This is a genomic window from Neisseria sp. P0020.S003 (genome assembly GCF_051957095.1).
GTDB classification, from domain to species: domain Bacteria; phylum Pseudomonadota; class Gammaproteobacteria; order Burkholderiales; family Neisseriaceae; genus Neisseria; species Neisseria subflava.
In genome coordinates, this window is sequence record NZ_JBQCWU010000005.1 from 66043 (window position 1) to 88891 (window position 22849).

A 22849-nucleotide genomic window follows, 5' to 3' on the forward strand; every position below is an offset into this window, starting at 1 on the left:
CAATCATAAAAATAGAAAGCAGAGGAGAATAATGAAACGAGATTTTGAAGCAGTAAAGCGCATTGTCATTAAGATTGGAACCAGTTCTTTGGTGTTGCCAAACGGCAAAATCAATTTGGCAAAAATCGACCAACTGGCCTTTGTCATTTCCAGCTTGGTCAGTAAGGGCAAAGAAATTGTGCTGGTGTCTTCCGGCGCGATGGGCTTTGGGCTGAATGTCCTCAACATGGAAAAACGTCCGGTGGAAATGGCGCAGCAGCAGGCTGTTTCCAGCGTCGGCCAAGTGGCCATGATGAGCCTTTATTCGCAGATTTTTTCCCATTATCGAATGACGGTATCGCAAATCCTGCTGACGCGTGATGTGGTAGAATATCCGGAAAGTTTGGCAAACGTTACCAATGCTTTTGAATCCCTGCTTTCCATCGGCGTCATCCCTATTGTCAATGAGAACGATGCGGTCAGCGTGGATGAGATGGACCATGCGACCAAATTTGGCGATAACGACCGTTTGTCGGCAGTTGTAGCGAAAATCGTTAAAGCCGATTTGCTGATTATGTTGTCCGATATTGACGGTTTGTTTGATAAAAATCCGGCTATTCACGCCGATGCCAAGCTGCGCAGCCATGTGGCCGATATTACCGAAGAAATTATTGCTTCTGCCGGCGGCTCGGGCAGTAAATTTGGTACGGGCGGCATGCTCAGTAAGATTAAGAGTGCGCAGATGATGTTTGAACATCATGGCCAGATGGTGTTGATGAACAGCGCCAATCCGCGCGATATCCTTCAGGTTTTAGATGGCACGCCTATCGGAACGTGGTTTGCACAAGAGAAATAGGGAGGTTTGATGAACTATATCGAACAGTTGGGCAAGAATGCTCAAAAAGCCAGTAAAACGTTAATCAGTTTGGGAAGCGTGGAAAAAAACAATCTGCTGCGTCAGGTTGCGGCAGCATTGGTTGAACAGGCTGAGATGATTTTGGCGGAAAATGCCCGCGATTTGGCCGCTGCAAAAGAAAACGGCATTTCGGACATTATGCTCGACAGGCTGCGCTTGAATCACGAACGCATCAAAGGCATTGCGGAAGGCGTTGAGCAGGTTGCCGATTTGCAGGACCCGATTGGGCAGGTTGTCCGCGGCTATACCAATTTGGACGATTTGAAGATTGTTCAAAAGCGCGTGCCTTTGGGCGTGGTTGCCATGATTTTTGAAAGCCGCCCGAATGTTTCAGTCGATGCGTTTTCTTTGGCCTTTAAAACCGGCAATGCCATTATTTTGCGCGGCGGTCGCGATGCCATCCATTCCAATACCGCATTGATTGCCGTCATCAGGCAGACTTTGGTAAAAGCGGGAATGGATGCCGATGTGGTGCAGCTGGTCGAAGATACCAGTCATGCCGCCGCCGAGGAATTGATGCAGGCAGTCGATTATATTGATGTACTAATTCCACGCGGCGGCGCGCGCTTGATTCAGACGGTAAAAGAGAAATCGAAAGTTCCCGTCATTGAAACCGGGGTCGGTAATTGCCATATTTATGTGGATGACAGTGCTGATTTGGAGATGGCGGTCAATATCGTCGTGAACGCGAAAACGCAGCGTCCGAGCGTGTGCAATGCCGCGGAGTCTTTGGTTGTCCACGAAAAGATAGCGGAAGCGTTTTTGCCCAAATTGGAAGAAGCCGTTGCTAAAGTACATCCGGTCGAATTTAGAGCCGATCAGGAAGCGCTGCGTATTTTTAAAAATGCTGTTTTGGCAACTGAGGAAGATTACAGCACCGAGTTTCTTGACTATATTATGTCGGTCAAAATAGTGAAAACAGTGGAAGAAGCCGTCGATTGGATTAACGGCCATACGACGCATCACTCGGAAGCGATTGTGACCCAAAGCATTGCCCATGCCGAGTATTTCCAAGAAAGCATTGATGCGGCGGCAGTTTATGTCAATGCGTCCACACGGTTTACTGACGGCTTTGTTTTCGGATTGGGCGCGGAAATCGGGATTTCCACCCAAAAAATGCACGCCCGTGGCCCGATGGGTTTGGAAGCACTGACTTCGACCAAATTCTATATCAACGGCAACGGTCAGATCCGACGTTGAGAAACACCCCCTCAACTCCATCAATTTGCGTATAATGGCGGGAAATTTGATTTTCCCCGAACAACCGATTTAGTAAAAGGAACACACATGTCCTCTATCCACGATCAAATCAAAGAAGTCGTAACCACCCACCGCGTCGTATTGTTCATGAAAGGCACGAAGCAGTTCCCACAATGCGGTTTCTCTTCCCGTGCCGTACAAATCCTGAATGCGGCAGGTTGCACCGACTATGTGACTGTCAACGTATTGGAAAACGATGCCGTACGCCAAGGCATTAAAGAATACAGCGACTGGCCGACTATTCCTCAACTGTACGTTAACGGCGAATTTGTCGGCGGTTCTGACATTTTGATGGAAATGTACGAAGCCGGCGAACTGCAAGAATTGCTGAAAGCTTAATCATCTACAATATTCCATAATGTAAAATTGTTGACAAAGGCCGTCTGAAACCCTGATTCAGACGGCCTTTCGTACGAAACATCCCCTTTTCGCCATTCGTGAAAAAAAGTATAATTCACTCCGTCAACGAAACTCGGAAATACAGAAAATGAACGTTACCGTCATCAATCATCCCCTCGTCCGCCACAAACTGACTTTGATGCGCGAGGCAGAATGCAGCACCTACAAATTCCGCACACTCACTACCGAGCTGGCACGCCTGATGGCATATGAAGCCAGCCGCGACTTTGAAACCGAAAAATACATCATCGACGGTTGGTGTGGCTCCATCGAAGGCGACCGTATCAAAGGCAAAACCTTGACCGTTGTCCCTATTTTGCGTGCCGGTTTGGGTATGCTCGACGGCGTACTCGACCTGATTCCTACCGCTAAAATCAGCGTTGTCGGCTTGCAGCGTGATGAAGAAACGCTGAAACCGGTTTCTTACTTTGAAAAATTCGTTGACAGCATGGCTGAGCGTCCCGCCCTGATTATCGACCCGATGTTGGCGACCGGCGGCTCTATGGTTGCGACCATCGACTTGCTGAAAGCCAAAGGTTGCAGCAATATCAAAGCATTGGTATTGGTTGCCGCTCCGGAAGGCGTGAAAGCCGTCAATGACGCGCATCCTGATGTAACCATCTACACTGCCGCGCTCGACAGCCACTTGAACGAACACGGCTACATCATCCCAGGCTTGGGCGATGCCGGCGATAAGATTTTCGGTACACGTTAATTGAAATGTTTAAGGCCGTCTGAAAAGTGTCAAACATCAACTTTCAGACGGCCTTGTTATATGGTTTGCTTTAAAACCTACATCAGAAAGGACAATCATGATCTTCCAAGATAATTTGGCCACCATGCCTGCCATCGACCATTTGAGCGGCTTGGATATTCTCGATAAAGAGGGCAATGTGGTTCATCACATTCCCAATGCGCCCGGCAAACAAGGCTCGCTCAAGCTTTACCATGCTTTGGCGCAAGAGTTTGACGGCAAGCTGGAAGCAGCGGCAGCAGAACGCGGCCTGGCATGGTTTGCCGAACATGTTGCCGATGCCGAAGCCAATCCGGGCAAGCATCCGAATATTGATTTGCTGTTTAAAGTGAAAGCTGAAAATGCCAGCCTGACTTTGAAACCCTTGGCTGCTTAATGAATATAAAAAAGGCCGTCTGAAAATAATTTTCAGACGGCCTTTTTATATGCTTAAAGCCTTAGGCGATAGAAGCTTCAACGAATGCAGTCAGTTGACCTTTAGCCAATGCGCCGACTTTAGTGGCAACGTTTTCACCGTTTTTGAACACCATCAGGGTAGGGATGCCGCGAACGCCGAATTTGGCAGGAGTGGCTTCATTGTCGTCGATGTTGATTTTAACGACTTTCAGACGGCCTTGGAATTCGGAGGCGATGTCGTCCAAGATTGGGGCAATCATTTTGCAAGGGCCGCACCATGGTGCCCAGAAGTCCAGCAATACAGGTACGTCGGATTTCAAAACGTCTTGTTCGAAGCTGGCATCGCTGGTATGGATAATCAATTCGCTGCTCATGTTATTTCCTTTCAAATCGGGATTAATAAAGATGTTGTTCAGAATAGTGGCAGACAGGGAAAATTTCAAGTGCCGCCACCCGGCAATAGTTTTTTTGAAATGCGTCTATCGTAATCCTTAAAGATTCAGACGGCCTCTTGAACCATGTGGCCGGAGTGGGCAATCAAATGGCACGTATAGTCGCTGCTTGGATTGGCAAACACATTTTCGCATTCGCCTTCTTCAACGATTTTGCCGTCTTTCAACACCATCACGCGGTGGGAAATGGCGCGGATGACGGCGAGGTCGTGGCTGATGATGATGAAGGCGAGGCCGTATTCTTTTTGCAGGCCGCTGAGCAATTCAAGGATTTGTTGTTGCCATTGGACATCAAGCGCGCTGGTTGGTTCGTCCAATACGAGGATTTTCGGGCGGACAATGATGGCGCGGGCGATGGCGAGGCGTTGGCGCTGGCCGCCGGAGAATGCGTGCGGATAGCGTTCGAGAGCATCTTTGGGCAGGCCGACTTGTTTGAGGACTTCTTCGACACGGCGGCGCATTTCTTCGCGCGGCATACTAGGCTCGTGAACGCGTAAGGCTTCGGAAACGGTATCAAAGACGTTCATGCGCGGATTGAATGCGCCGAACGGGTCTTGGAACACCATTTGGATTTCGCGGCGCAATTCATGTTGCCATGACTCGCCGTTGATGTGCAGGCTGCCTTCGGAGTCGATAAGGTGCATAACGGCTTTTGCCAGCGTGGTTTTGCCGCAGCCACTTTCGCCGATGATGCCCAATGTTTCCCCCGATTTGAGATCGAAAGAAACGGGGTTGAGAATGGTTTTGTCGCGTTTTTTAAACCAGCCGTCTGATTCTTTGACGGAGAAGGCGATTTGTTCGGCCTTAAGGACGGTAGCAGGGTTTTCAGGCAAAGGGGCGACGCGGCGCGTTGTGCCGGCATTGAGCAGCATTTTGGTGTATTCGTGCTGCGGATTGGCGAAAACTTCGGTTGCTTTGCCGGTTTCGAGGATACGGCCGTTGCGCATAACGGCGACATCGTCAGTAAAACGGCGCACAAGGTTTAAGTCGTGCGTAATGTAGAGCATGGTCATGCCGTGTTCTTCCTGCAGGCGTGAGAGCAGGTCGAGGATTTGGGCTTGGACGGCAACGTCCAAAGCGGTGGTCGGTTCGTCGGCAATCAGGAGCTTGGGCTGGGCTGATACGGCCATGGCAATCATGGCGCGTTGGCGTTGGCCGCCGGAAAGTTGGAAAGGGTAGGCTTGGGCTTTTTGCTCGGGCTGGTGGATGCCGGTTTCGTCTAGGAGTTCGATAGCGCGCGCCCATGCCTGTTTTTTATCCAAACCCAAATGCAGGGACAGGACTTCGGCGATTTGTTCGCCGACACGCATGACGGGGTTGAGGGCGGTCATGGGTTCTTGAAACACCATGCCGATTTCGCGGCCGCGCAGTTTTTGCAGGGCACGTTCGGGCTGAGTCAGCAGATCGGTTCCGCAATATTTCAGACTGCCTTCAAAGGTAACCATCGGATTTAGGCGCATAATGCCTTGCGACAATACGGTTTTGCCGCTGCCACTCTCGCCGACCAATGCCAGTTTGCGGCCGGGTTGCAAGGTCAGGTTGATATCGTGCAGGACTTGCTTGCTCGGAAAGGAGCCGTTTAGGTTTTCGATTTCGAGTATAGGTGTCGTCATGGTCGTGGCCGTCTGAAAAGTTTGTTGATGACAGGTTTTCAGACGGCCTGCATGAATCAAGGGGCCGTCTGAAACAGCGGTTTAGTCTTGAAACTGTTCTTTGAGTTTGCGTTTTAACACTTTGCCGGTGGCATTGCGTGGCAGCTCGTCTTGGAAGATGACTTGTTTGGGGATTTTAAAGTTTGCCAACAGGCCGCGCAGGTGGCTACGGACTTCGGCTTCTTCCAGCTTCATGCCTTCTTTGAGTTGGATAAAGGCAATGATTTCTTCATCGGCGTATTGGTCTTTCACGCCGATTACGGCGGCGGCTTCCACGGCATCGAGTTTGTAAATGGCTTCTTCGATTTCGCGCGGATAGACGTTTTGGCCTTTGGAGATAATTAGGTCTTTTTTGCGGTCAACGATGAAGATGAAGCCGTCTTCGTCTATGGTGACAAAGTCGCCGGTTTTCAGCCAACCGTTGACGATGGTTTCATCTGTGGCGTCAGGCATATTGAGGTAGCCTTGCATTACTGAGCCGCCTTTGATGATGAGTTCGCCCACTTCGCCGCGCGGCACTTCGATCAATTCGTCATCGACGGCTTTTACGGTCAGGCCGGGCAGGGCGACACCGACGCTGGCGGTTTTTTGGCGCTCAGGCGTATTGACGGCCACAACGGGCGAGCATTCGCTCAAGCCGTAGCCTTCCAGCAATTTGGCGCGTGGGAATTTGGCTTTAAAGTCGTCGATGGTTTGTCCGGCCAGAGGCGCGCCGCCGCTGATAAACAGACGGACGCGGTTGAACCATCTGAAATACCAAGGGATTTTGGCTTTGCTCATGGCAGTGTAAATAGCCGGTACGCCGAGGAAAATGGTGGCGCGTTTGAGCAAAACCTGTTTCAACACGTTGGAGAACGGGAAAACGGATTTGACCAAAATAATCGAGCAGGCTTGATATATCGGCAGTAAAACCATGGCGGTCAGCGTAAAGCTGTGGAACATGGGCAAGAAGACGACAAAGCGGTCTTTTTGCGAAATTTGGAAAATTTGTTCTATACCCGAAAGGTTGGAAAACAGGTTGCTGTAACTGATTAATGCGCCTTTGGGGTGGCCGGTTGTGCCGGAGGTGTAGATAATGTGCGCCAAATCGTTGGCTGACGGCTGACGGCTCAGATTCGGCTTGCCGGGGAATGTACGCGCGGCATCGAAATAGCTGTCATCGCCACTGGCGGCGTTGGTTTCACCAATCCAGATGATTTTATTGATTTTGGTTTTGGCTTTGATGTTTTTGAGTTCTTTGGCCAACGGCGCAGAGGCGAACATAAAGCGTGCGCCGCAGTCATTAAGGATGTAGGAAAATTCTTCGCTTTTCAAAAAGACGTTGAGGGGGACGGCTACCGCGCCGATGGAAGTAATGGCGAAATAGGCGGCAATAAATTCGGGAGAGTTGGAAACGACAAGGGCGACCCTGTCGCCAAATTGTACGCCTTGGTGTTGCAGATAGGCGGCGACGGTTTCTACTTCGCGTTTGAGGGAGGAATAGCTGATTTTTTCTTTGTCGTTGAAAATGACTGTGCCTTTACCGTTTTTTTGGCAGGCTGCAGTCAGCATAGCGTAAAAATTAGGGTGGGTGTGCATTTCGGAGTTTGTGTCCATATTGTGTCGATTGATGTACGGTTTCGATGAACCGTTTATTTCGAAGGATAGGTTTTACATCCTATCGGTAAAATAAGCAAGAGGCCGTCTGAAAATACTTTCAGACGGCCTTGAGCTTTGCTGGGCTTAGGAAAGCAATATTTTGAATTTAAACTTATTTATTGTGCTGATGGGAAAATTCTCATTCTTCAAAAGTCTGGCCGTTCGGAAAATAGCACAAGCCGATTGCGTTTCTGTCTCGGGTCATTTCGAGTTTACCGTTGAGTTTGAGGCAGAACCCGGATGACGGGTAGGCAGAGCCGATGGTAGAAGCTTTAGGCTTAGCCATTGTTCAGACGGCCATCGGGTACTTTCTTAAACAGGCGATAGAAATTGTCGCTGGTGTTTTGTGCTAATGTTTCCAAGCTCTCGCCGCGCAGATTGGCTAAGAACTCGGCCGTATAGCGGACGTAGGAAGGCTCGTTTTGTTTGCCGCGTTTGGGAACCGGCGCGAGGAAAGGTGCATCGGTTTCTACCAAGATTCTATCGGCAGGGACGTATTTGGCGGCTTCTTGTATCAGCGGCGCGTTTTTAAACGTCACAATGCCGGAGAAGGAGATATACATGCCTAAATCCAAAGCGGCTTTGGCAAAGGCGACGTCTTCAGAGAAGCAGTGAATCACGCCGGAGTGGGTGTGGCATTCTTTCAAAATCCGCAACGTGTCTCCGGCTGCATCGCGCGTGTGGACGATAACGGGCAGGCCGCTTTCGTTGGCGGCTTGGATATGGTCGGCAAAGCGTTGATGTTGCCATGACAAATCGCCTTTGCACCAGTAATAGTCCAAACCTGTTTCGCCGATACCGACGATTTTCGGATGCTTGGCCGCTTCTACCATTTCGGCAATGGTAAATTCTTCCGCTTCTTGGCTGTCGGGATGTATGCCGATGGTGCAGTAGATGTGGTCGTTTGCCTGGGCGATGTCGAAGACTTCGGCAAAACTTTGTTTGCTGACGCTGATGGCAAGTGCCTGCTTGACGCTTTGCGCTTCCATATTGGCAAAGACTTCGGGCAGGCGGTCTTTTAAGCCGTCAAAGTTGAGATGGCAATGTGAATCGATTAAATACATGGTATTACAGGGTAAAAGTAGTACGGTCGCTGCGCAGGCGCGGGCCAAGCTCGGCTTCGATCAGGTTTTTGGCCTGCAGGCAGCTTTCGTGTTCGGAGAATGCAAGGCCTACGCCTTTGGGGCGGTGGGCTGAAGTGCGCGCCGGATTGATCCAAACGACTTTGGTGGGCAGGAAGCGTTTGGGATAGTCGGCGATTTCTACGGCCAAGAGGATGTCTTCGCCCAGGGAGAATACGTCATCGGTCGGTACGAACAGGCCGCCGTGTTCTAAAAACGGCATATAGCAGTTGTACAGCAGATTGGGGTCTTTGAGTTGCAAAGCCAACATCTTCGCCGGAATGTCTTTTTTATTCATCATTTATTACCTGTTAGGGTTTGTTTTGCCAAAAATCTAAATATTCGATAAGCAGATACTCAAGCTGCATTTTAACACTCAAGGTATGGTATCCGTAAGGGTTGAGCGCGTTCAGACGGCCCAATAGGGCAAACAGCTTGCGTGAATCGGTTTTAGAGGCCGTCTGAAGCAGGGCTTGGGCATGGTGCGGATAATAAAGCGGTGCCATGTTTTGTTGTGCCAAGCCGACATCCATCAGCCACTTTTGCAGCCAGTCGATGAAAACGGCCAGCGGTTGCTTTTGTTTGTCGAACGCGGCGGCGTAGTCGAGTATGGCCAACAGGCGCGGGGCAGTCAGCAGTGTCAGCAACTCTTCGCGTAATGCGTCCAATTCGGGAGTCGGCGTGAATAAAGGCGCGCCGCTGTGAAATGCCAACAAGGCTTCGGCATTTTCCACACCCTGTTGGCGCAAGTATGTCGCAGCCTGCTCATGGGTAGGCGAGGGCAGCACCATCTGGCGGCAACGGCTTTTGATGGTGGGCAGGAGTTTGTCGCGCACATGGGTAACGAGCAGGAAAACGACGTGTTGCGGTGGTTCTTCCAGAGCTTTCAACAAACCGTTTGCCGCCTGTGTATTCATGCTTTCCGCCGGATGCACCAATACCACGCGCAGGCCGCCGCGGACAGCGGTCAGGTAAATGTTTTCCACAATATCGCGCACAGCATCGATTTTGATTTGCAGGAGTTTGCGTCCTGTTGCCTCGCCTTCGGGAATTTCCGGCGTGAGTTCGTAAAAGTCGGGATGCGTGTTTTGGCTGAACAAATGGCACGAAGCACACTCGCCGCAGGGTTCATGACCGGACTTGGGCGATTCGCACAGCAATGCCTGCGCGACAAAGCGGGCAAACTCGGTTTTACCGGTATTTTCTTTGCCGGTAAACAGCCAGGCGTTAGGACGGTTTTGCCAATGGGCGGCGAGCTGTTGCCATTGGGTTTCATGCCATGGATAAATCATATCGTTTGGGAACTATAAGTTAGGTGGTTATTATACTCTCAGGCCGTCTGAAAAAGGTTTCAGACGGCCTTTAATAAACTGCCTAAAAATTAATTAAATATATTTTTACTTTGAAATATCAACTATTAAGCTGACTTATTCACAGCCTTTGCACACGCTTGTTTGGGGAAAATGTGCATTTTGTTTTGAGGTGAAATTGTGCTTAAAATTTAGGCAGATGTGTTTTTTAATTTTAAATCAGACAGTAATCTGATTTATGCACAGGCTGTCCACGCGATTGAACAATGAAAATGTGCATGATGGGGATATATTTCAGACGGCCTTATTTGCTGATTTTCAACAAAGCGGTCAAATCTCCGATAAATTTCGGTTCTCGTTTGATGAGGTAAACAATCAACGGAAGATTACCCACGGCAACAATCAAATATAGCAGCGTAATGCTGTCAAACAACATCAGCAAAACCGCGCTCAAAATGGCGGCAGACACCATAAACACGCCGTTGATGATGTTGTTGGCGGCGACGGCGTGGGCGCGGAAGGTTTCGCTGCTGGCGGTTTGCAGCCAAGTGTAGAGCGGTACGGAGAAGAAGCCGCCGAAAAAGCCGATAGCCGACATCACCAGCATAATTGGATACGCTTGGACTTGTGATAAAAACCAAATAATGCCGTTTAATTCGGTAAAGCGTTGGCCGTGGGTCAGCCACACCAGCAATAATCCACAGACAGTCAGCCCCAGAGTACCGATGGTGACCAAGCCCAAAATCAGGCGCTCATGGCTGAGTTTGGCGCATAACACCGAGCCGATAGCGATACCTATGGAGAACAGCGCCAACATCAGGTTGAACACATTATCGTTGCCGCCCAAATGGATTTGTGTGAACGTCGGCAGTTGGGTGGTATAAACCGAGCCGATAAACCAAAACCATGAAATACCGATAATGGAAGTAAATACGGGACGGTCGGCCGCCGCTTCACGAATCAGTGAATTCGTGCCTTTGATGATATTCCATTCGATTTTTGTATCCGGCATTTTAGCGGGGACAGACGGCATAAACAGGCTGGTCATCGTGCCGCCGACGGCGACCAATAACACCAAACCGCCAACAATATACGGCGGAACGCCTGCGACTGCCGTGCCCAAAAGTTGGCCAAGCAAAATGGCGATAAACGTACCCGATTCAATCAGGCTGTTGCCCATAATCAGCTCTTTGTCGTTGAGGTAATCGGGCAAAATCGCGTATTTCAGCGGGCCGAACAAGGTCGATTGTGTGCCCATGCAAAACAGGCAGATTAAAAGCAAAGGTGCGGATTGGATATAGAAGCCATACGCCGCCACTGCCATGATGATGATTTCCAACAGCTTGATCCAGCGCGCCAAAACGGCTTTATCGAATTTGTTGCTCAGCTGCCCTGACAGCGCGGAAAACACGAAGTAGGGCAGGATAAACAGCATTGCGCCCAAGTTCAGCATTTGGCTGGGCGGCAGAAAGTCATTTTTGCCCAAACCGTAAAAACTGATCATCACGAATAATGCGGTTTTGAACATATTATCGTTAAACGCGCCCAAAAACTGCGTCCCAAAGAGCGGCGCAAAACGGCGGGTCGTGTGGAAATTCAGATTATCTTTTTTAAGGCTCATTGTTTGGATTCTTTGTCTTCGTCTTTTTCGATCAGTTTTTCAGTGGAGTCATCGTCCATCAAAATGCGGTGCGCAGGGCCTTCAAGGTCGTCAAACTGTCCGTTTTTACCCGACCACCAGAAAAACCAGCCGATGATAAAGGCCAAAATAATGCTGATGGGGACAAGGATAAACATACTTTCCATTACATCGCTCCGGTCAAATCGGTCAGGATAAAGGTTTTACCGCTGATGGTCAGGTATTCGTTGCGCAACGCACCGATATTTTTATCGTCAAAAAACAATTCGATACGCTCTTTAACCACGCGCCAGTATTGCGGGATATCGGTTTGCTCAAAAGGCGACAATACCGCCGCTTCGGCTGCATCTTCGCTTTGCAGCTTGATTGCGAAGCGTCCGCTTTGCGGCGGATTTTGCGATTCATCGTCTGCCAGCATAATAAAAAATCCGACGTGTTCGCCGTCTTGAGTGTGGATACTGAAATAATGCATATCGGGAAATCTTCAAAACCGCCGTCATTTTTTTCAGACGGCCTAAAATAAAATTCCGTCCATTTTACATCAAATATTAAGTCAAGCAGCCGATTACATTTTTTGTTAGAATACGGCGTTTACTTTGTTAATCTGTTCAGACCGCTACCCACTACGTCCCACAAGGGGTGCAACATAGCCGGAGCAGCAGTAAGGTCCCGACAAAAAATGCCGTCTGAAACCTCAAGGAGCATAAAATGACACAAAAATTAATCTTGGTTTTGAACTGCGGCAGCTCTTCCCTCAAAGGTGCCGTATTGGATAACGACAGCGGCGAAGTATTGCTGAGCTGCCTTGCCGAAAAACTCAATCTGCCCGATGCCTACATCACCTTCAAATTCAACGGCGAAAAACACAAAGTTGACCTGTCTGCCAAGCCCGACCACACCGGTGCAGTTGAAGCCCTGATGGAAGAACTCAAAGCCCACGGCCTCGATACCCGTATCGGCGCGATCGGCCACCGCGTGGTAAGCGGCGGCGAATTGTACAGCGAATCCATTTTGGTTACCGACGATGTTATCGCTGGTATCGAAAAATGTATTCCACTTGCACCTTTACACAACCCGGCCCACCTTTTGGGCCTGCGGGCTGCACAAAGCATCTTCAAAGGCCTGCCGAACGTTGTCGTATTCGACACTGCATTCCATCAAACCATGCCTGAACACGCTTACAAATATGCTGTTCCACATGAATTGTATGAAAAATACGGCTTGCGCCGCTACGGTGCGCACGGTACCAGCTACCGCTACGTTTCTGATGAAACCGCCCGTTTCCTCGGTAAAGACAAAAAAGACCTGCGCATGGTCATTGCTCACTTGGGTAACGGCGCATCTATCGCAGCAGTTGCCAACGGCGAATGTAAAGATACCAGCATGGGCCTGACTCCGCTGGAAGGTTTGGTAATGGGTACCCGTAGCGGCGATATCGACCCATCAGTTTTCAGTTTCTTGGCTGAAAACGCAAACATGACCATTTCCCAAATTACCGAAATGCTGAACAAAAAATCAGGCCTGCTCGGTATCTCCGGTTTGTCTAACGACTGCCGTACCATCGAAGAAGAAGCTGCCAACGGCCACGCAGGTGCCAAACTGGCTCTGGAAATCTTCATCTACCGCTTGGCTAAATACATCGGCAGCATGGCAGTAGCAGCCGGCGGTTTGGACGCATTGGTGTTTACCGGCGGCATCGGCGAAAACTCCGACATCATCCGCGAACGCGTATTGGGTTACTTGGGCTTCCTCGGTTTGCACATCGACCAAGAAGCCAACCTGAAAGCCCGTTTCGGTAACGCCGGCGTAATTACCACTGCCGACAGCAAAGCTGTTGCCGTTGTGATTCCTACCAACGAAGAATTGATGATTGCACACGATACAGCCCGTCTGAGCGGCCTGTAATCCGTCATTATTGAAAACCTGCCCGCAAGGGCAGGTTTTTTGTTGTGTATAGATAAAGAGAATTTTGAGAATATACTGAAAAAAGCCGGTAAACATTGTGTTTACCGGCTTTTTAATCAGTGCAATATTAAGAATGCTGACGGATAGGTTTAGAACTTATAACTGATGGTAAACAGCAAAGTCCTGCCTCGTGCGTAGTTGTTCAAGACGGAACGTGTCGTGCCGCCATATTTGCCATTGCATAAACCGTTGGCATCGCATTCGACTTCCTCATCATCTAAACCGCCTTTTCTTTCAAATACGCTGAAATAGCGCTGGGTTGCAGCATCGTTTGCAGCATCCAAAGGGTCGATATAGCGTTTATTGAACGCATTTTGAATGTCGAAACGAAGGATAAGGTTTTTCTTCGGTTCATAATTGGCATAGAAATCAAAAATCATCGGCTGTCTGTTGATGCTTTCTGTTTTTTTGATCACTCTTCTGCCCATTTGATGTGAAGAGTAGGTATTGGCACCGGTTGTACCGTCAACAAATTCCTCCTCAGTCGTCGCCCGTGTACTTTTGCCGTAATAGCGCATAATGCCGCCGATGGTCAATTTGTTGCCCAACCATCGGGACCCTAATTCAAACCGACCATAATCTCGGGGTAAGCGTGAAATTTTGCTTAAGCCGTAGCCCTGTTTAATTTGGTCTTCTTTAGAAGAATTACGGGGCGATTCGCTGGCATCGCTATAATTGGTCGGCTGGTTGGTTTTTTGATATGCGTAAGACAGGGTTGTAAAAAAGCGGCCGAAATCATAGTTCATTTCCACTTCCAAACCATTTTTATGGACAGGTTTGGCATAGTTTCGATGCTGGATAGAGTATTGCAGGCCGGTACTGGTTACCCAGCTGGGTGCTTGATCCAAATCCCACCATTTGCCATAAACATTGTGAATATAGTTGTTTATTCTGCTGCGATAGGCGACCAGTTTGAAACCCAATACATCGTCCGGCTTGAAAATCCCTTTTTTGAAGGTATTGAAGCCTATTTGGTAAGTATTGGCCTGTTCCGGCTTAAGGGCGGTATTGACGCCTGAGTCGCCGATTTGTGAAAAATACATTTCTTGAATATTCGGCATTCTATGCGTACGCGAATAGCTGATAAACGGCATAAAGTAATCGTTGACATTGATGTTTAATGCCACCGAATGGTTTACCGCATGCTTTTTACCGGATTTGGTATAAACCGGTTCGTAAAGGTCGCAGCTTGGCGTGCAATGCTGTTTATAAATTTCAGAATCTTCTCCAAATGCTTTTTTAAAGTCTTCTTGGGTATTGAAGTAGTCGGTATATTCGCCCTTGTAGCGGTAGTTGACCATATTGGCGCTGTAATTCAATTGATAAATGCCTTTTTTCAAGGAAGTATCAAAATAGAACGTATTGAATTTTTGCTGGCCTGAAGGTTGCAATATGGTTGATTTCTGAGGAAATATTCCTTTGTCGCCTTTGAAGCGGCCTAAAAAGCTATACAGGCCGGCATCTTGATCCGGGCCGTCGTAAAACAGGCTCAGCTCTTCCGGAAAGCGGTTTTTACTGTATTGGTTTTTAAAGAAATTGAAACCGACAGTAGCTTTTAAATCTGTTTTTTGGGGAAGTTTGAAAGAAAAACTGTTGTTGATATCCAAAAGATTGGCTGTATTTTTGGTTTCCAAATAATCAAGCAGTCCCCATCCTGAAAAACGTGAGTTTTTCGGATATTTTTGTTTTCCCAAATTATGGGCGGCCAACACGTTTAAATCGACATAATCGCCAATGTTTAAGTTGTAATTGGCTTGGTAGTTGCGGTTTTCTACTTTGCGGCTGCCGATACGGTTGTTCATGGTACGAAGCTGAAGGTCCAGCTTGTTGTTGTCGTTTTCGTATTCCACTTTGACCAAATGGCTGTTTGAGCGTTGTTGCAGGCTGGTCGGGTCGATTGGAGTCAGATCCCATTGCGGTGCCAAATTCTCTTTCCAGCCTCTTTCCAAGTCATCGACATAATCTCTTTGTAAAACTTCAGGATCGTTATATTTTTTGGAGAAAGGGTAGTCCCAATAACTTTTACCAACCGCATTGCGCTTAGAAAAGTCGCGAACCCAACGATTTTGCCCTTGGTCGAATTTTAATAAGTTGCTCTCAAAATATTCTTGTTTTTTACGGTCCAAATATTCTTCGCCAAAATTGCCGATACGCTGACCGCCGCCACCTACTTTATAGTTTTGCTCGACATTACGGTGGCTGTAGCCATATAACGCGCCAAGGCGCGCGCCACTGTCAAACCATTTTTGTACCGCTCCGGTTGCCATAAAGTTGCTTTTGGTGCTGTTTGTGCCGGTCAATCCTTTGGTCAAGAGTCCAAAAGTATTGTTTCCGTGTACCACATCGTCTACCCGTAAAGTACGGAAATTGGCTGTACCGGATAAGGTATTGATGCCGTTGGCACCCGAGAAACTGCCTTTGGTTACATCCACACCGGCAATAAAATTGGGATCCAGTGCCGTACCGAATTGCGAGGAGCTGCCGCTGCGTCCAGCATCGGCAGAAGTGGAATAGAAGGTTTGGGTTACGCCGTCAACCATCGTATTGACGCGACCCAAACCGCTATCGCCACGGATATTGACCGCCAATACCCCCGATCCCTTGTCTTGTTGGGTGAAAACACCGGGCATACTCCGCACGATGGCGTCGATGTTTTCGCTGGATTGATAAACGCGTTCACGCGAACTTTTGGCTTGGCCTTCGGTAAAAACTTTTTTCTCTTTGGCAATGTGTTTACCTTTGACTTGAATTTCATCAAGCTCTTGAGTTGAAAACTCTTCTTCTGCGTGTGCGATACTTGTTATAGCCAGTAAAGATAATGTTAGTAGATTTAATTTGAAATTCGGATTCATGATAGTTACCTCAGAAACGAAGCTGCTACTGTATAACATATTATTAAACTTTACAAATATTTTGATAATGGTTTTTATTTTTTAAAAAATAAAGTAGATTCTTGTTTCAGGAGATAATCCAACCGCATATGATTAATCTGGCTGAAAAGATAAAGCAGGTCTGAATTTGAATTGGGTTGGTCGAGAAAAGGGGAGATTTAATTGAATTTAAACAGCCGGAAGAAGAAAATTTGATTGCGCTATGTGAATTGAGCCGTCGGTTTCAAATGAAACCGGTAAAAAACATGAAATGCAAAATATAAAGTCGATATAGAAAGGTTTGAAGGCAGTTGAAGAAAAGGCCGTCTGAAAATGATATTTCAGACGGCCTTTATTGCTTTAAGCCTTATTCCGGACCGCGGAATGTATCGTGGCAAGATTTGCAGCTTGCACCGGTTTCGCCGTAAGCGGCTTTGATTTCTTCCAATTTGCCAGTTTGGGCGGCGGCGTTGAGTTTCTCAACTGCTGCGACGAATTTTTCTTCTTCGGCTTTGAATGTGGCTGTGTCTGTCCAAATGGCAGGCAGGGCGCGGCCGTTGCCTTGAGGGTCGGATTCAAACAGGGTGAACGGTTTTTTGCTGTTTTCAGCAAAAATGGCTGCAGCTTGTTTGAATTTCTCAACGTCGTAAGGCTCTTCGTCTTTGACCATTTTGCCCATACGGGTGAACTCAGGCATCATGGATTTGAACGCGGCCGTACGGTCTTCGGAAATAGGGCCTTTAGGCTGGGAAGGCGCACCGCTGCCGCCGCAGGCGGAAAGCGTAAGCGCTACTGCTGCCAGCGCAACAGGGAGAAAACGGGTTTTCATATGGAGTGTGTCCTATTGTAATGATATGATTATCGTTAAATTTAAAATCAGCCGGCCAACCACTCAGGCCGTCTGATGAGGCGTTATCATACCTTAAACCCAAGTCTGAAACGAGTACAGAAAGGAAACGATATGGCAATTTTGATTACCGGGGCATCGGCAGGATTCGGCGCGGCGATGTGCCGCACCTTTGTTGCGGCAGGCTATCATGTCATCGGCGCGGCACGGCGCGAAGATAAATTGCAGCAGTTGGCAGAGGAATTGGGCGAGCAGTTTTACCCGTTGGAAATGGATGTTTCGCGTACGGAGTCGATTCAAAACGCTTTGAACAGCCTGCCCGAGCATTTATCCGAAATCGATTGCCTGATCAACAACGCCGGTTTGGCTTTAGGTCTGGATTCCGCTGATAAAGCCGATTTTGGCGATTGGGAAACCATGATTCAAACCAATATCATCGGCCTGACTTTTCTGACCCGCCAGATTTTGCCGCAAATGGTAGCGCGCAAACAAGGCTACATCATTAATTTGGGTTCGATTGCCGGCAGTTATGCTTATTCCGGCAGTAATGTCTATGGCGCGACCAAGGCTTTTGTGCGTCAATTCAGTATGAACCTGCGCGCCGAATTGGCAGATAAAAATATCCGCATTACCAATATCGAACCGGGTTTGTGCGGCGATACCGAGTTTTCCAATGTCCGTTTCAAAGGCGACGATCAGCGTGCGGCCGAGGTTTATGAGAATGTCGAGTTTATCCAGCCGCAAGATATTGCCGATACCGCTTTATGGCTCTATCAGCGTCCGGCACGGATGAACGTCAATTCCATCGAAATCATGCCGGTTGCCCAGACCTTTGCAGGCATGAAAGTTTACCGCGATGAGCCAGCTCCGGTGAAGGAAGAAACGTTTGAAAAACAAAGCATGTCTTTGTTTGGAAAAATTAAATCTTGGTTTAAGTAATCGGCATCAGGCCGTCTGAAGGTTTCAGACGGCCTCTTTGTTATCTGAAATTGAACAAACACGTTATAATGTAATTTTTTATTAACAAGGCCGTCTGAAAGGCTGTTTCAGTTATGAACGCAATCAAACAAAAAATCTTAGAACAAGCGCAGCGCGATGGCGTGCAGGTAACCGCATTGCGCGAGCAAGTGCTTGATATTGTTTTGAAACAAAGCGGCGTGATTAAAGCCTATAACGTTCTGTCGCAGATGCAGCAGCAAAGCGAGGGCGTGGTTGCGCCGCCGACGGCCTACCGCGCCCTTGATTTTTGGGCCGAGCAGGGCGTTTTGCACAAAGTGGCGGCGGTCAACGGCTATATTTTGTGCAGCCACGCGCAGCATGAGTGCAACGACCATTGCCATGACCACGAAGAAGCCGAAGCGCACCACAGCGCGTTTATTTTGGTTTGTACCGAATGCGGTACGGCGGATGAGCAGACCTTGAGCCACGAATGGGCGGCATTGCGCGCAGGCGTTGCCGAAAGCGGCTTTGCGCTGAAAGAAGAACACGTTGTTTTAACTGGAATCTGTAAAAAATGTCAGAAGTGAAAAAAACCAAAGTCCACCTGATTTCAGGTTTTCTGGGAACAGGCAAAACCACCGCGCTTAAAAGCTTGATGGCGCAAAAAGACCCGAATGAAAAATGGGTCATCATCGTCAACGAATTTGGCGAAATCGGCATTGACGGCGCCGTCTTGAGCGACAACGGCATTCCCGTGGCAGAAATCGCCGGCGGCTGTTTGTGCTGCACTGCCGGCGCGCAAATGGGTACGACCGTACAAAAAATGCTGCGCGACGCCCAACCCGACCGCTTGATGATTGAAGCCAGCGGCCTGGCGCACGCCGCCAGTGTTATCGACGAATTGAAAGCCAAACCGCTCGACAGTATGCTGGAAATCGGCGCAGTCTTTACCGTTGTCGATCCGCGCCAATTCATTAATCCCGATTACGCGCAACAAGCCTTGTATAAAGACCAAATCGGCATTTGCGACGTATTGGTCGCCAGCAAAACCGACTTGTGCACCCCCGATCAGCTGGCTGAGTTTCACGATAAAGCGGCCAAGCTGTTCCCGCCTAAAGCCAAAGTGGTTGAAGTACAAAATGCGCAACTCGATATCCAATGGCTTGATATTCCCGTTGTCGAAAAATCGCGCTACCGCCTCAAAGCCCTGCCTGACAATACCATGGGCTTCCAGTCTCAAGGCTTCACTTTCCCTGCCGGACGTGATTTCGACGGCGAAAAACTGACCGATTTCTTCAACGACCTGCCCAAATTTACAGACGGCCTCGTCCGCGCCAAAGGCGTGTTCCAAGTGCTCGGCACATGGGTGTGGCTCAACTGGGTGGACGGTCAATGGGGCGCAAACCAAGTTTCATGGCGCCGTGATTCCCGTTTTGAATTGATTGCCAAATCGTTTGATGCGGATTTGATTGAGAAGAAATTGCAGGAGGCGTTGGAGAAGTAAATCATCGGCCAAACGCTTATTAATTCGTTACTATATGCCGTCTGAAGTCAGCGGTTTCAGACGGCCTTTAAATCAAAAAAAATAGAGGAACACTTAACCATGTGGCGTTATATCTTTCATCGTATGCTCCTTTTGATTCCCACGTTGTTGGGGATTTTGGCGATTACCTTCGCCGTGATTCAGTTTGTCCCCGGCGGTCCGGTGGAGCAGATGGTTCAGCAGCTGACGCAGGGTGCAGTTGGCGGTGAAACAGCAGGACACAGCATGCCCGGAACTTTGGCCAAAAACGGCAACCGCATCAGTGCGGAAGATTTGGCCGCGCTGAATGCTTTATACGGTTTCGACAAGCCGCCTGTGACGCGTTTTGTCGATATGGTATGGAAATTCGCCCGTTTCGATTTGGGCGAGAGCTTTTTCCATCATCAAACCGTATTTGAGCTGGTGAAAGAGAAAATGCCGGTATCGATGAGTTTGGGTTTGTGGACGTTCTTCCTGACTTATTTGATATGTATTCCGTTGGGTATTGCCAAGGCGGTCAGGGATGGCAGCCGATTTGATACGATTACGGGCATGGTGATTTTGGTCGGCTATACCGTACCGCCGTTTGTCTTGGGTTTGGTGTTGCTGGTGTTGTTTGGCGGCGGCAGCTTTTTTGCCTGGTTCCCACAGGGAGGCTTGGTCGGTGATGATTTCGATACGCTCTCTTGGGCAGGTAAAGTCAAAGATTATTTGTGGCATATGGCTTTGCCGATTACCGCTTCGGTGGCAGGAAACTTGGCGGTGATGACCGTATTGACGAAAAATGTGTTCCTTGAAGAAATCCGCCGTCAATATGTTTATACCGCGCGAGCCAAGGGCTTGCCTGAGAAGCAGATTTTGTGGAAGCATATTTTCCGCAACACCATGATTCCTCTGATTACCGGTTTCCCGGCCGCATTTATCGGCGCATTCTTTACCGGCAGCCTGTTGATTGAAACGTTGTTCTCGCTGGACGGGTTGGGTTTGTTGTCTTACGAGGCAGTGATGAAACGCGATTATCCTGTCGTAATGGGTACGCTGTATGTGTTCACGCTGATGGGGTTGTTGGCTAAATTGGTGTCGGATATTTCTTATTCATGGGTCGATCCGCGCATTCACTTTGGCGGACAGAAATAAGGCCGTCTGAAAATATCTTCAATCCATTATTAAAGAATGTTTCGAACCATGAAAAAGAAAAAATCTACTTCAAACCCTACTTGGCAAGCCTTTAAACAGCATAAGCGCGGTTGGTTGGCTTTGCGGATTTTGGCCGTTTTGTTTGTCGTCACTTTGCTTGCTCCTTTGTGGAGCAACGACAAACCTTTGTGGATACGCTATCAAGGCGAGTATTTCTTCCCCTTGGTAAACGAATATAACGAAACCGCATTTGGCGGCGATTTCGATACGCCGGCGGATTATCTGGATCCGCTTATCCGCCACAACATCACTTCAGACGGCAATTTTGCCCTTTACCTGCCCAATCCTTACGATGCCGATACCTTGAACGATTTTGATACGGCACCCGATCCGGCCAAACCGTCCGAACGGCATATCTTAGGAACGGACGACCGCGGCCGCGACCTGTTGGCGCGCTTGGTTTACGGTTTCCGCGATTCGCTGTTGTTTGCCTTGGTGTTGACCGTGGTGACTACCGTAATCGGCGTGGTTGCAGGCGCGGTGCAGGGTTATTTCGGCGGCAAAACCGACCTTCTGATGCAGCGTTTTATCGAGGTTTGGGGTGGTATGCCGGAGCTGTACCTCTTGATTATCCTGTCTTCGTTCTTTAATCCGGGACTGTTGATTTTGCTGGTGTTGCTGTCGCTTTTCGGCTGGATGGGCTTGTCCGACTATGTCCGTGCCGAGTTTTTGAAAAACCGTCAGACCGATTACGTTTTGGCGGCGCGCGCGATGGGCGTGGGCAACCGTGAAATCATGTGGCGCCATATCCTGCCCAACAGCTTGACGCCGGTACTGGCCTTCCTGCCTTTTCGTATTTCCGGTGCTGTACTTGCCCTGACCAGTTTGGACTTCTTGGGCTTGGGCGTACCTGCTTCACAGGCAAGTTTGGGCGAGTTGCTGGCGCAAGGCAAAGACAACTTGGACGCGTGGTGGATCGGCCTGTCTGCCGTTGCTACACTGACGGTGATGCTGCTTTTGCTGGTCATGATCGGCGAAGGTTTGCGTCAGGCATTTGACGTACGCGCACGCAGTTAATTGCTTTTCTAAAGCGTGAAGAGGGTGGGCAGCAAAGCTTATCCTGCATTCTTAGGGCCGTCTGAAAAGTTTCAGACGGCCTCATCCATTCGTTTGAATCATTAAAAACCATGAATCAAGAAATCACATTTCTTACTCTTTTTCTGCTCGGCTTTTTTGGCGGAACGCATTGCGTCGGCATGTGCGGCGGATTGAGCAGTGCATTCGCTTTGCAGCTGCCGCCACATTTAAACCGAATCGGGCTGATTGTATTGTTGAACTTGGGGCGAATCAGCAGCTATGTCGTCATTGGCCTGTTGGTCGGCTTGGTCGGGCAGGTCGGCATTTCCTTGGACGATACGCGCGCGGTTCAAAACGCTTTGTATATTGCCGCCAATGTCTTGCTGCTTTTGCTCGGGCTGTATCTTGCCGGTATTTCGACCGCCGCAACCAAAATCGAAGGCATCGGCAAACCGATATGGAAACGCCTGAATCCTTTGCTGAATAAATTGCTGCCGATTAAATCGGTTCCTGCCTGTTTCGGCGTGGGCATGCTTTGGGGGTGGCTGCCTTGCGGTTTGGTGTACAGCGCGTCTTTGTATGCCTTGGGTAGCGGCAATGCCTTGCACGGCGGGCTGTATATGCTGGCGTTTGCATTGGGGACCTTGCCGAACTTGCTTGCGATGGGCATATTTGCCGCGCAGTTGAAAACCTTTCTGCAAAAACGCATGGTTCGTTTGTGCGCCGGATTGTTGGTGGCAGGATGGGCGATATGGCGCTTGGCTGTATTTGCGATGGGGCAAATCGGGTAAGGTAAAAAGGTTTTATTTAGTTTGTTGTTTTGCAATCAAAAAGGCCGTCTGAAAGATTTGAACTGGCCCCCAAATCTTGGACACTCATAAAAGCCTATTCAGGCGCTCTGTGCAAGCTGGGTTCTGTATGCGACAGGACTCAGCTTTTTCAATTTCAAACTGCAACGCTCCCGGTTGTAGTAATC

At 48.9% G+C, this 22849-nt stretch carries 25 protein-coding genes; 12 read left to right on the forward strand and 13 right to left on the reverse strand.

Annotated elements, in window-relative coordinates; translation table 11 throughout:
* Positions 1-31 precede the first annotated feature (31 nt).
* The 5 genes from proB to ACTHTQ_RS04935 all read left to right on the forward strand — a co-directional run bounded on the left by proB (position 32) and on the right by ACTHTQ_RS04935 (position 3684).
* Entirely contained in the window at positions 32-835 is an 804-nt protein-coding gene (proB, locus tag ACTHTQ_RS04915) for a glutamate 5-kinase (RefSeq protein WP_440363269.1), read from the forward strand.
* Between the two features lie 6 nt (positions 836-841).
* A complete protein-coding gene (locus ACTHTQ_RS04920; RefSeq protein ID WP_440363270.1) occupies positions 842-2095 on the forward strand; it encodes a glutamate-5-semialdehyde dehydrogenase in 1254 nt (417 codons plus the stop codon).
* Between the two features lie 87 nt (positions 2096-2182).
* On the forward strand, positions 2183-2494 hold the full coding sequence (gene grxD, locus ACTHTQ_RS04925) for a Grx4 family monothiol glutaredoxin (RefSeq protein WP_003681608.1): 312 nt from the start codon (positions 2183-2185) through the stop codon (positions 2492-2494).
* A 148-nt stretch (positions 2495-2642) separates the two neighbouring features.
* Positions 2643-3269, forward strand: coding sequence for a uracil phosphoribosyltransferase (gene upp / locus ACTHTQ_RS04930; RefSeq protein ID WP_039864255.1), 627 nt, complete (start codon positions 2643-2645; stop codon positions 3267-3269).
* Positions 3270-3366: 97 nt separating this feature from the next.
* Positions 3367-3684, forward strand: a complete 318-nt coding sequence (locus tag ACTHTQ_RS04935; protein WP_440363271.1) for a DUF2322 family protein — start codon at positions 3367-3369, stop codon at positions 3682-3684.
* A 61-nt stretch (positions 3685-3745) separates the two neighbouring features.
* On the opposite strand, the gene trxA is transcribed toward ACTHTQ_RS04935, so the two are convergent.
* From trxA to ACTHTQ_RS04985, 10 genes are all read right to left on the reverse strand, one after another.
* On the reverse strand, positions 3746-4078 hold the full coding sequence (trxA, locus tag ACTHTQ_RS04940) for a thioredoxin TrxA (RefSeq protein ID WP_070585756.1): 333 nt from the start codon (positions 4076-4078) through the stop codon (positions 3746-3748).
* 125 nt (positions 4079-4203) lie between these two features.
* Complete coding sequence (locus ACTHTQ_RS04945) at positions 4204-5769, reverse strand: ABC transporter ATP-binding protein (RefSeq protein ID WP_440363272.1); 1566 nt, start codon at positions 5767-5769, stop codon at positions 4204-4206.
* Positions 5770-5850: 81 nt separating this feature from the next.
* On the reverse strand, positions 5851-7404 hold the full coding sequence (locus ACTHTQ_RS04950) for a fatty acid--CoA ligase (protein WP_440363273.1): 1554 nt from the start codon (positions 7402-7404) through the stop codon (positions 5851-5853).
* A 181-nt stretch (positions 7405-7585) separates the two neighbouring features.
* On the reverse strand, positions 7586-7732 hold the full coding sequence (locus tag ACTHTQ_RS04955) for a DUF333 domain-containing protein (RefSeq protein WP_440363274.1): 147 nt from the start codon (positions 7730-7732) through the stop codon (positions 7586-7588).
* On the reverse strand, positions 7725-8510 hold the full coding sequence (locus tag ACTHTQ_RS04960) for a TatD family hydrolase (RefSeq protein WP_440363275.1): 786 nt from the start codon (positions 8508-8510) through the stop codon (positions 7725-7727). Before ACTHTQ_RS04960 ends, ACTHTQ_RS04955 begins: the two co-directional genes overlap by 8 nt.
* 4 nt (positions 8511-8514) lie before the next feature.
* The gene (locus ACTHTQ_RS04965; protein WP_003682949.1) at positions 8515-8868 is read right to left on the reverse strand and encodes a PilZ domain-containing protein; all 354 of its coding nucleotides are present in this window, start codon (positions 8866-8868) and stop codon (positions 8515-8517) included.
* 10 nt (positions 8869-8878) lie between these two features.
* Positions 8879-9859, reverse strand: a complete 981-nt coding sequence (locus ACTHTQ_RS04970; RefSeq protein ID WP_440363276.1) for a DNA polymerase III subunit delta' — start codon at positions 9857-9859, stop codon at positions 8879-8881.
* A 322-nt stretch (positions 9860-10181) separates the two neighbouring features.
* Complete coding sequence (locus ACTHTQ_RS04975; protein WP_440363277.1) at positions 10182-11498, reverse strand: MFS transporter; 1317 nt, start codon at positions 11496-11498, stop codon at positions 10182-10184.
* Positions 11495-11683 (reverse strand): cbb3-type cytochrome oxidase assembly protein CcoS, encoded by a 189-nt coding sequence (gene ccoS / locus ACTHTQ_RS04980; RefSeq protein WP_003681462.1) that lies wholly within the window; start codon positions 11681-11683, stop codon positions 11495-11497. Before ccoS ends, ACTHTQ_RS04975 begins: the two co-directional genes overlap by 4 nt.
* Positions 11683-11988, reverse strand: coding sequence for an HLGFF motif protein (locus ACTHTQ_RS04985; RefSeq protein WP_440363278.1), 306 nt, complete (start codon positions 11986-11988; stop codon positions 11683-11685). Before ACTHTQ_RS04985 ends, ccoS begins: the two co-directional genes overlap by 1 nt.
* A 236-nt stretch (positions 11989-12224) precedes the next feature.
* On the opposite strand from ACTHTQ_RS04985, the gene ACTHTQ_RS04990 reads away from it, so the two are divergent.
* Entirely contained in the window at positions 12225-13421 is a 1197-nt protein-coding gene (locus ACTHTQ_RS04990) for an acetate kinase (RefSeq protein WP_440363279.1), read from the forward strand.
* 149 nt (positions 13422-13570) lie between these two features.
* On the opposite strand, the gene ACTHTQ_RS04995 is transcribed toward ACTHTQ_RS04990, so the two are convergent.
* Positions 13571-16333, reverse strand: coding sequence for a TonB-dependent receptor domain-containing protein (locus tag ACTHTQ_RS04995; protein ID WP_440363280.1), 2763 nt, complete (start codon positions 16331-16333; stop codon positions 13571-13573).
* Between the two features lie 385 nt (positions 16334-16718).
* Entirely contained in the window at positions 16719-17180 is a 462-nt protein-coding gene (locus tag ACTHTQ_RS05000) for a c-type cytochrome (RefSeq protein WP_440363281.1), read from the reverse strand.
* Positions 17181-17312: 132 nt separating this feature from the next.
* Here ACTHTQ_RS05000 and ACTHTQ_RS05005 point away from each other — a divergent pair, with 132 nt between their 5' ends.
* The 6 genes from ACTHTQ_RS05005 (at position 17313) to ACTHTQ_RS05030 (ending at position 22664) form a co-directional block, all read left to right on the forward strand.
* Positions 17313-18137: an SDR family oxidoreductase gene (locus ACTHTQ_RS05005; RefSeq protein WP_070633432.1), complete on the forward strand. Its 825-nt coding sequence runs from the start codon at positions 17313-17315 to the stop codon at positions 18135-18137.
* 113 nt (positions 18138-18250) lie between these two features.
* Positions 18251-18724 (forward strand): Fur family transcriptional regulator, encoded by a 474-nt coding sequence (locus ACTHTQ_RS05010; protein ID WP_283122017.1) that lies wholly within the window; start codon positions 18251-18253, stop codon positions 18722-18724.
* Positions 18712-19641 carry a CobW family GTP-binding protein gene (locus ACTHTQ_RS05015; protein ID WP_440363282.1) on the forward strand — a complete coding sequence of 310 codons (930 nt, stop codon included), beginning with the start codon at positions 18712-18714 and terminating at the stop codon, positions 19639-19641. The genes ACTHTQ_RS05010 and ACTHTQ_RS05015 overlap by 13 nt, the downstream gene beginning before the upstream one ends.
* 99 nt (positions 19642-19740) lie before the next feature.
* Entirely contained in the window at positions 19741-20796 is a 1056-nt protein-coding gene (locus ACTHTQ_RS05020) for an ABC transporter permease subunit (protein WP_440363283.1), read from the forward strand.
* A gap of 36 nt (positions 20797-20832) precedes the next feature.
* On the forward strand, positions 20833-21873 hold the full coding sequence (locus ACTHTQ_RS05025; RefSeq protein ID WP_049333261.1) for an ABC transporter permease: 1041 nt from the start codon (positions 20833-20835) through the stop codon (positions 21871-21873).
* A 110-nt stretch (positions 21874-21983) separates the two neighbouring features.
* Positions 21984-22664 (forward strand): sulfite exporter TauE/SafE family protein, encoded by a 681-nt coding sequence (locus ACTHTQ_RS05030; RefSeq protein ID WP_440363284.1) that lies wholly within the window; start codon positions 21984-21986, stop codon positions 22662-22664.
* Positions 22665-22762: 98 nt separating this feature from the next.
* Here the strand turns inward: ACTHTQ_RS05030 and ACTHTQ_RS05035 are convergent.
* A partial coding sequence (locus tag ACTHTQ_RS05035; RefSeq protein ID WP_159069391.1) for an IS3 family transposase occupies positions 22763-22849 on the reverse strand: 87 nt, incomplete at its 5' end.

Coding starts and splice junctions, on each gene's coding strand:
- ccoS (WP_003681462.1), bottom strand. CDS start 11,683: ATGGAAAGTATGTTTATCCTTGTCCCCATCAGCATTATTTTGGCCTTT.
- ACTHTQ_RS05005 (WP_070633432.1), top strand. CDS start 17,313: ATGGCAATTTTGATTACCGGGGCATCGGCAGGATTCGGCGCGGCGATG.
- ACTHTQ_RS04975 (WP_440363277.1), bottom strand. CDS start 11,498: ATGAGCCTTAAAAAAGATAATCTGAATTTCCACACGACCCGCCGTTTT.
- ACTHTQ_RS04995 (WP_440363280.1), bottom strand. CDS start 16,333: ATGAATCCGAATTTCAAATTAAATCTACTAACATTATCTTTACTGGCT.
- ACTHTQ_RS04985 (WP_440363278.1), bottom strand. CDS start 11,988: ATGCATTATTTCAGTATCCACACTCAAGACGGCGAACACGTCGGATTT.
- ACTHTQ_RS04960 (WP_440363275.1), bottom strand. CDS start 8,510: ATGTATTTAATCGATTCACATTGCCATCTCAACTTTGACGGCTTAAAA.
- ACTHTQ_RS05020 (WP_440363283.1), top strand. CDS start 19,741: ATGTGGCGTTATATCTTTCATCGTATGCTCCTTTTGATTCCCACGTTG.
- ACTHTQ_RS04935 (WP_440363271.1), top strand. CDS start 3,367: ATGATCTTCCAAGATAATTTGGCCACCATGCCTGCCATCGACCATTTG.
- ACTHTQ_RS04945 (WP_440363272.1), bottom strand. CDS start 5,769: ATGACGACACCTATACTCGAAATCGAAAACCTAAACGGCTCCTTTCCG.
- ACTHTQ_RS04950 (WP_440363273.1), bottom strand. CDS start 7,404: ATGGACACAAACTCCGAAATGCACACCCACCCTAATTTTTACGCTATG.
- grxD (WP_003681608.1), top strand. CDS start 2,183: ATGTCCTCTATCCACGATCAAATCAAAGAAGTCGTAACCACCCACCGC.
- ACTHTQ_RS04955 (WP_440363274.1), bottom strand. CDS start 7,732: ATGGCTAAGCCTAAAGCTTCTACCATCGGCTCTGCCTACCCGTCATCC.
- ACTHTQ_RS04990 (WP_440363279.1), top strand. CDS start 12,225: ATGACACAAAAATTAATCTTGGTTTTGAACTGCGGCAGCTCTTCCCTC.
- ACTHTQ_RS04965 (WP_003682949.1), bottom strand. CDS start 8,868: ATGATGAATAAAAAAGACATTCCGGCGAAGATGTTGGCTTTGCAACTC.
- ACTHTQ_RS05015 (WP_440363282.1), top strand. CDS start 18,712: ATGTCAGAAGTGAAAAAAACCAAAGTCCACCTGATTTCAGGTTTTCTG.
- upp (WP_039864255.1), top strand. CDS start 2,643: ATGAACGTTACCGTCATCAATCATCCCCTCGTCCGCCACAAACTGACT.
- proB (WP_440363269.1), top strand. CDS start 32: ATGAAACGAGATTTTGAAGCAGTAAAGCGCATTGTCATTAAGATTGGA.
- trxA (WP_070585756.1), bottom strand. CDS start 4,078: ATGAGCAGCGAATTGATTATCCATACCAGCGATGCCAGCTTCGAACAA.
- ACTHTQ_RS05000 (WP_440363281.1), bottom strand. CDS start 17,180: ATGAAAACCCGTTTTCTCCCTGTTGCGCTGGCAGCAGTAGCGCTTACG.
- ACTHTQ_RS05010 (WP_283122017.1), top strand. CDS start 18,251: ATGAACGCAATCAAACAAAAAATCTTAGAACAAGCGCAGCGCGATGGC.
- ACTHTQ_RS04970 (WP_440363276.1), bottom strand. CDS start 9,859: ATGATTTATCCATGGCATGAAACCCAATGGCAACAGCTCGCCGCCCAT.
- ACTHTQ_RS05025 (WP_049333261.1), top strand. CDS start 20,833: ATGTTTCGAACCATGAAAAAGAAAAAATCTACTTCAAACCCTACTTGG.
- ACTHTQ_RS05030 (WP_440363284.1), top strand. CDS start 21,984: ATGAATCAAGAAATCACATTTCTTACTCTTTTTCTGCTCGGCTTTTTT.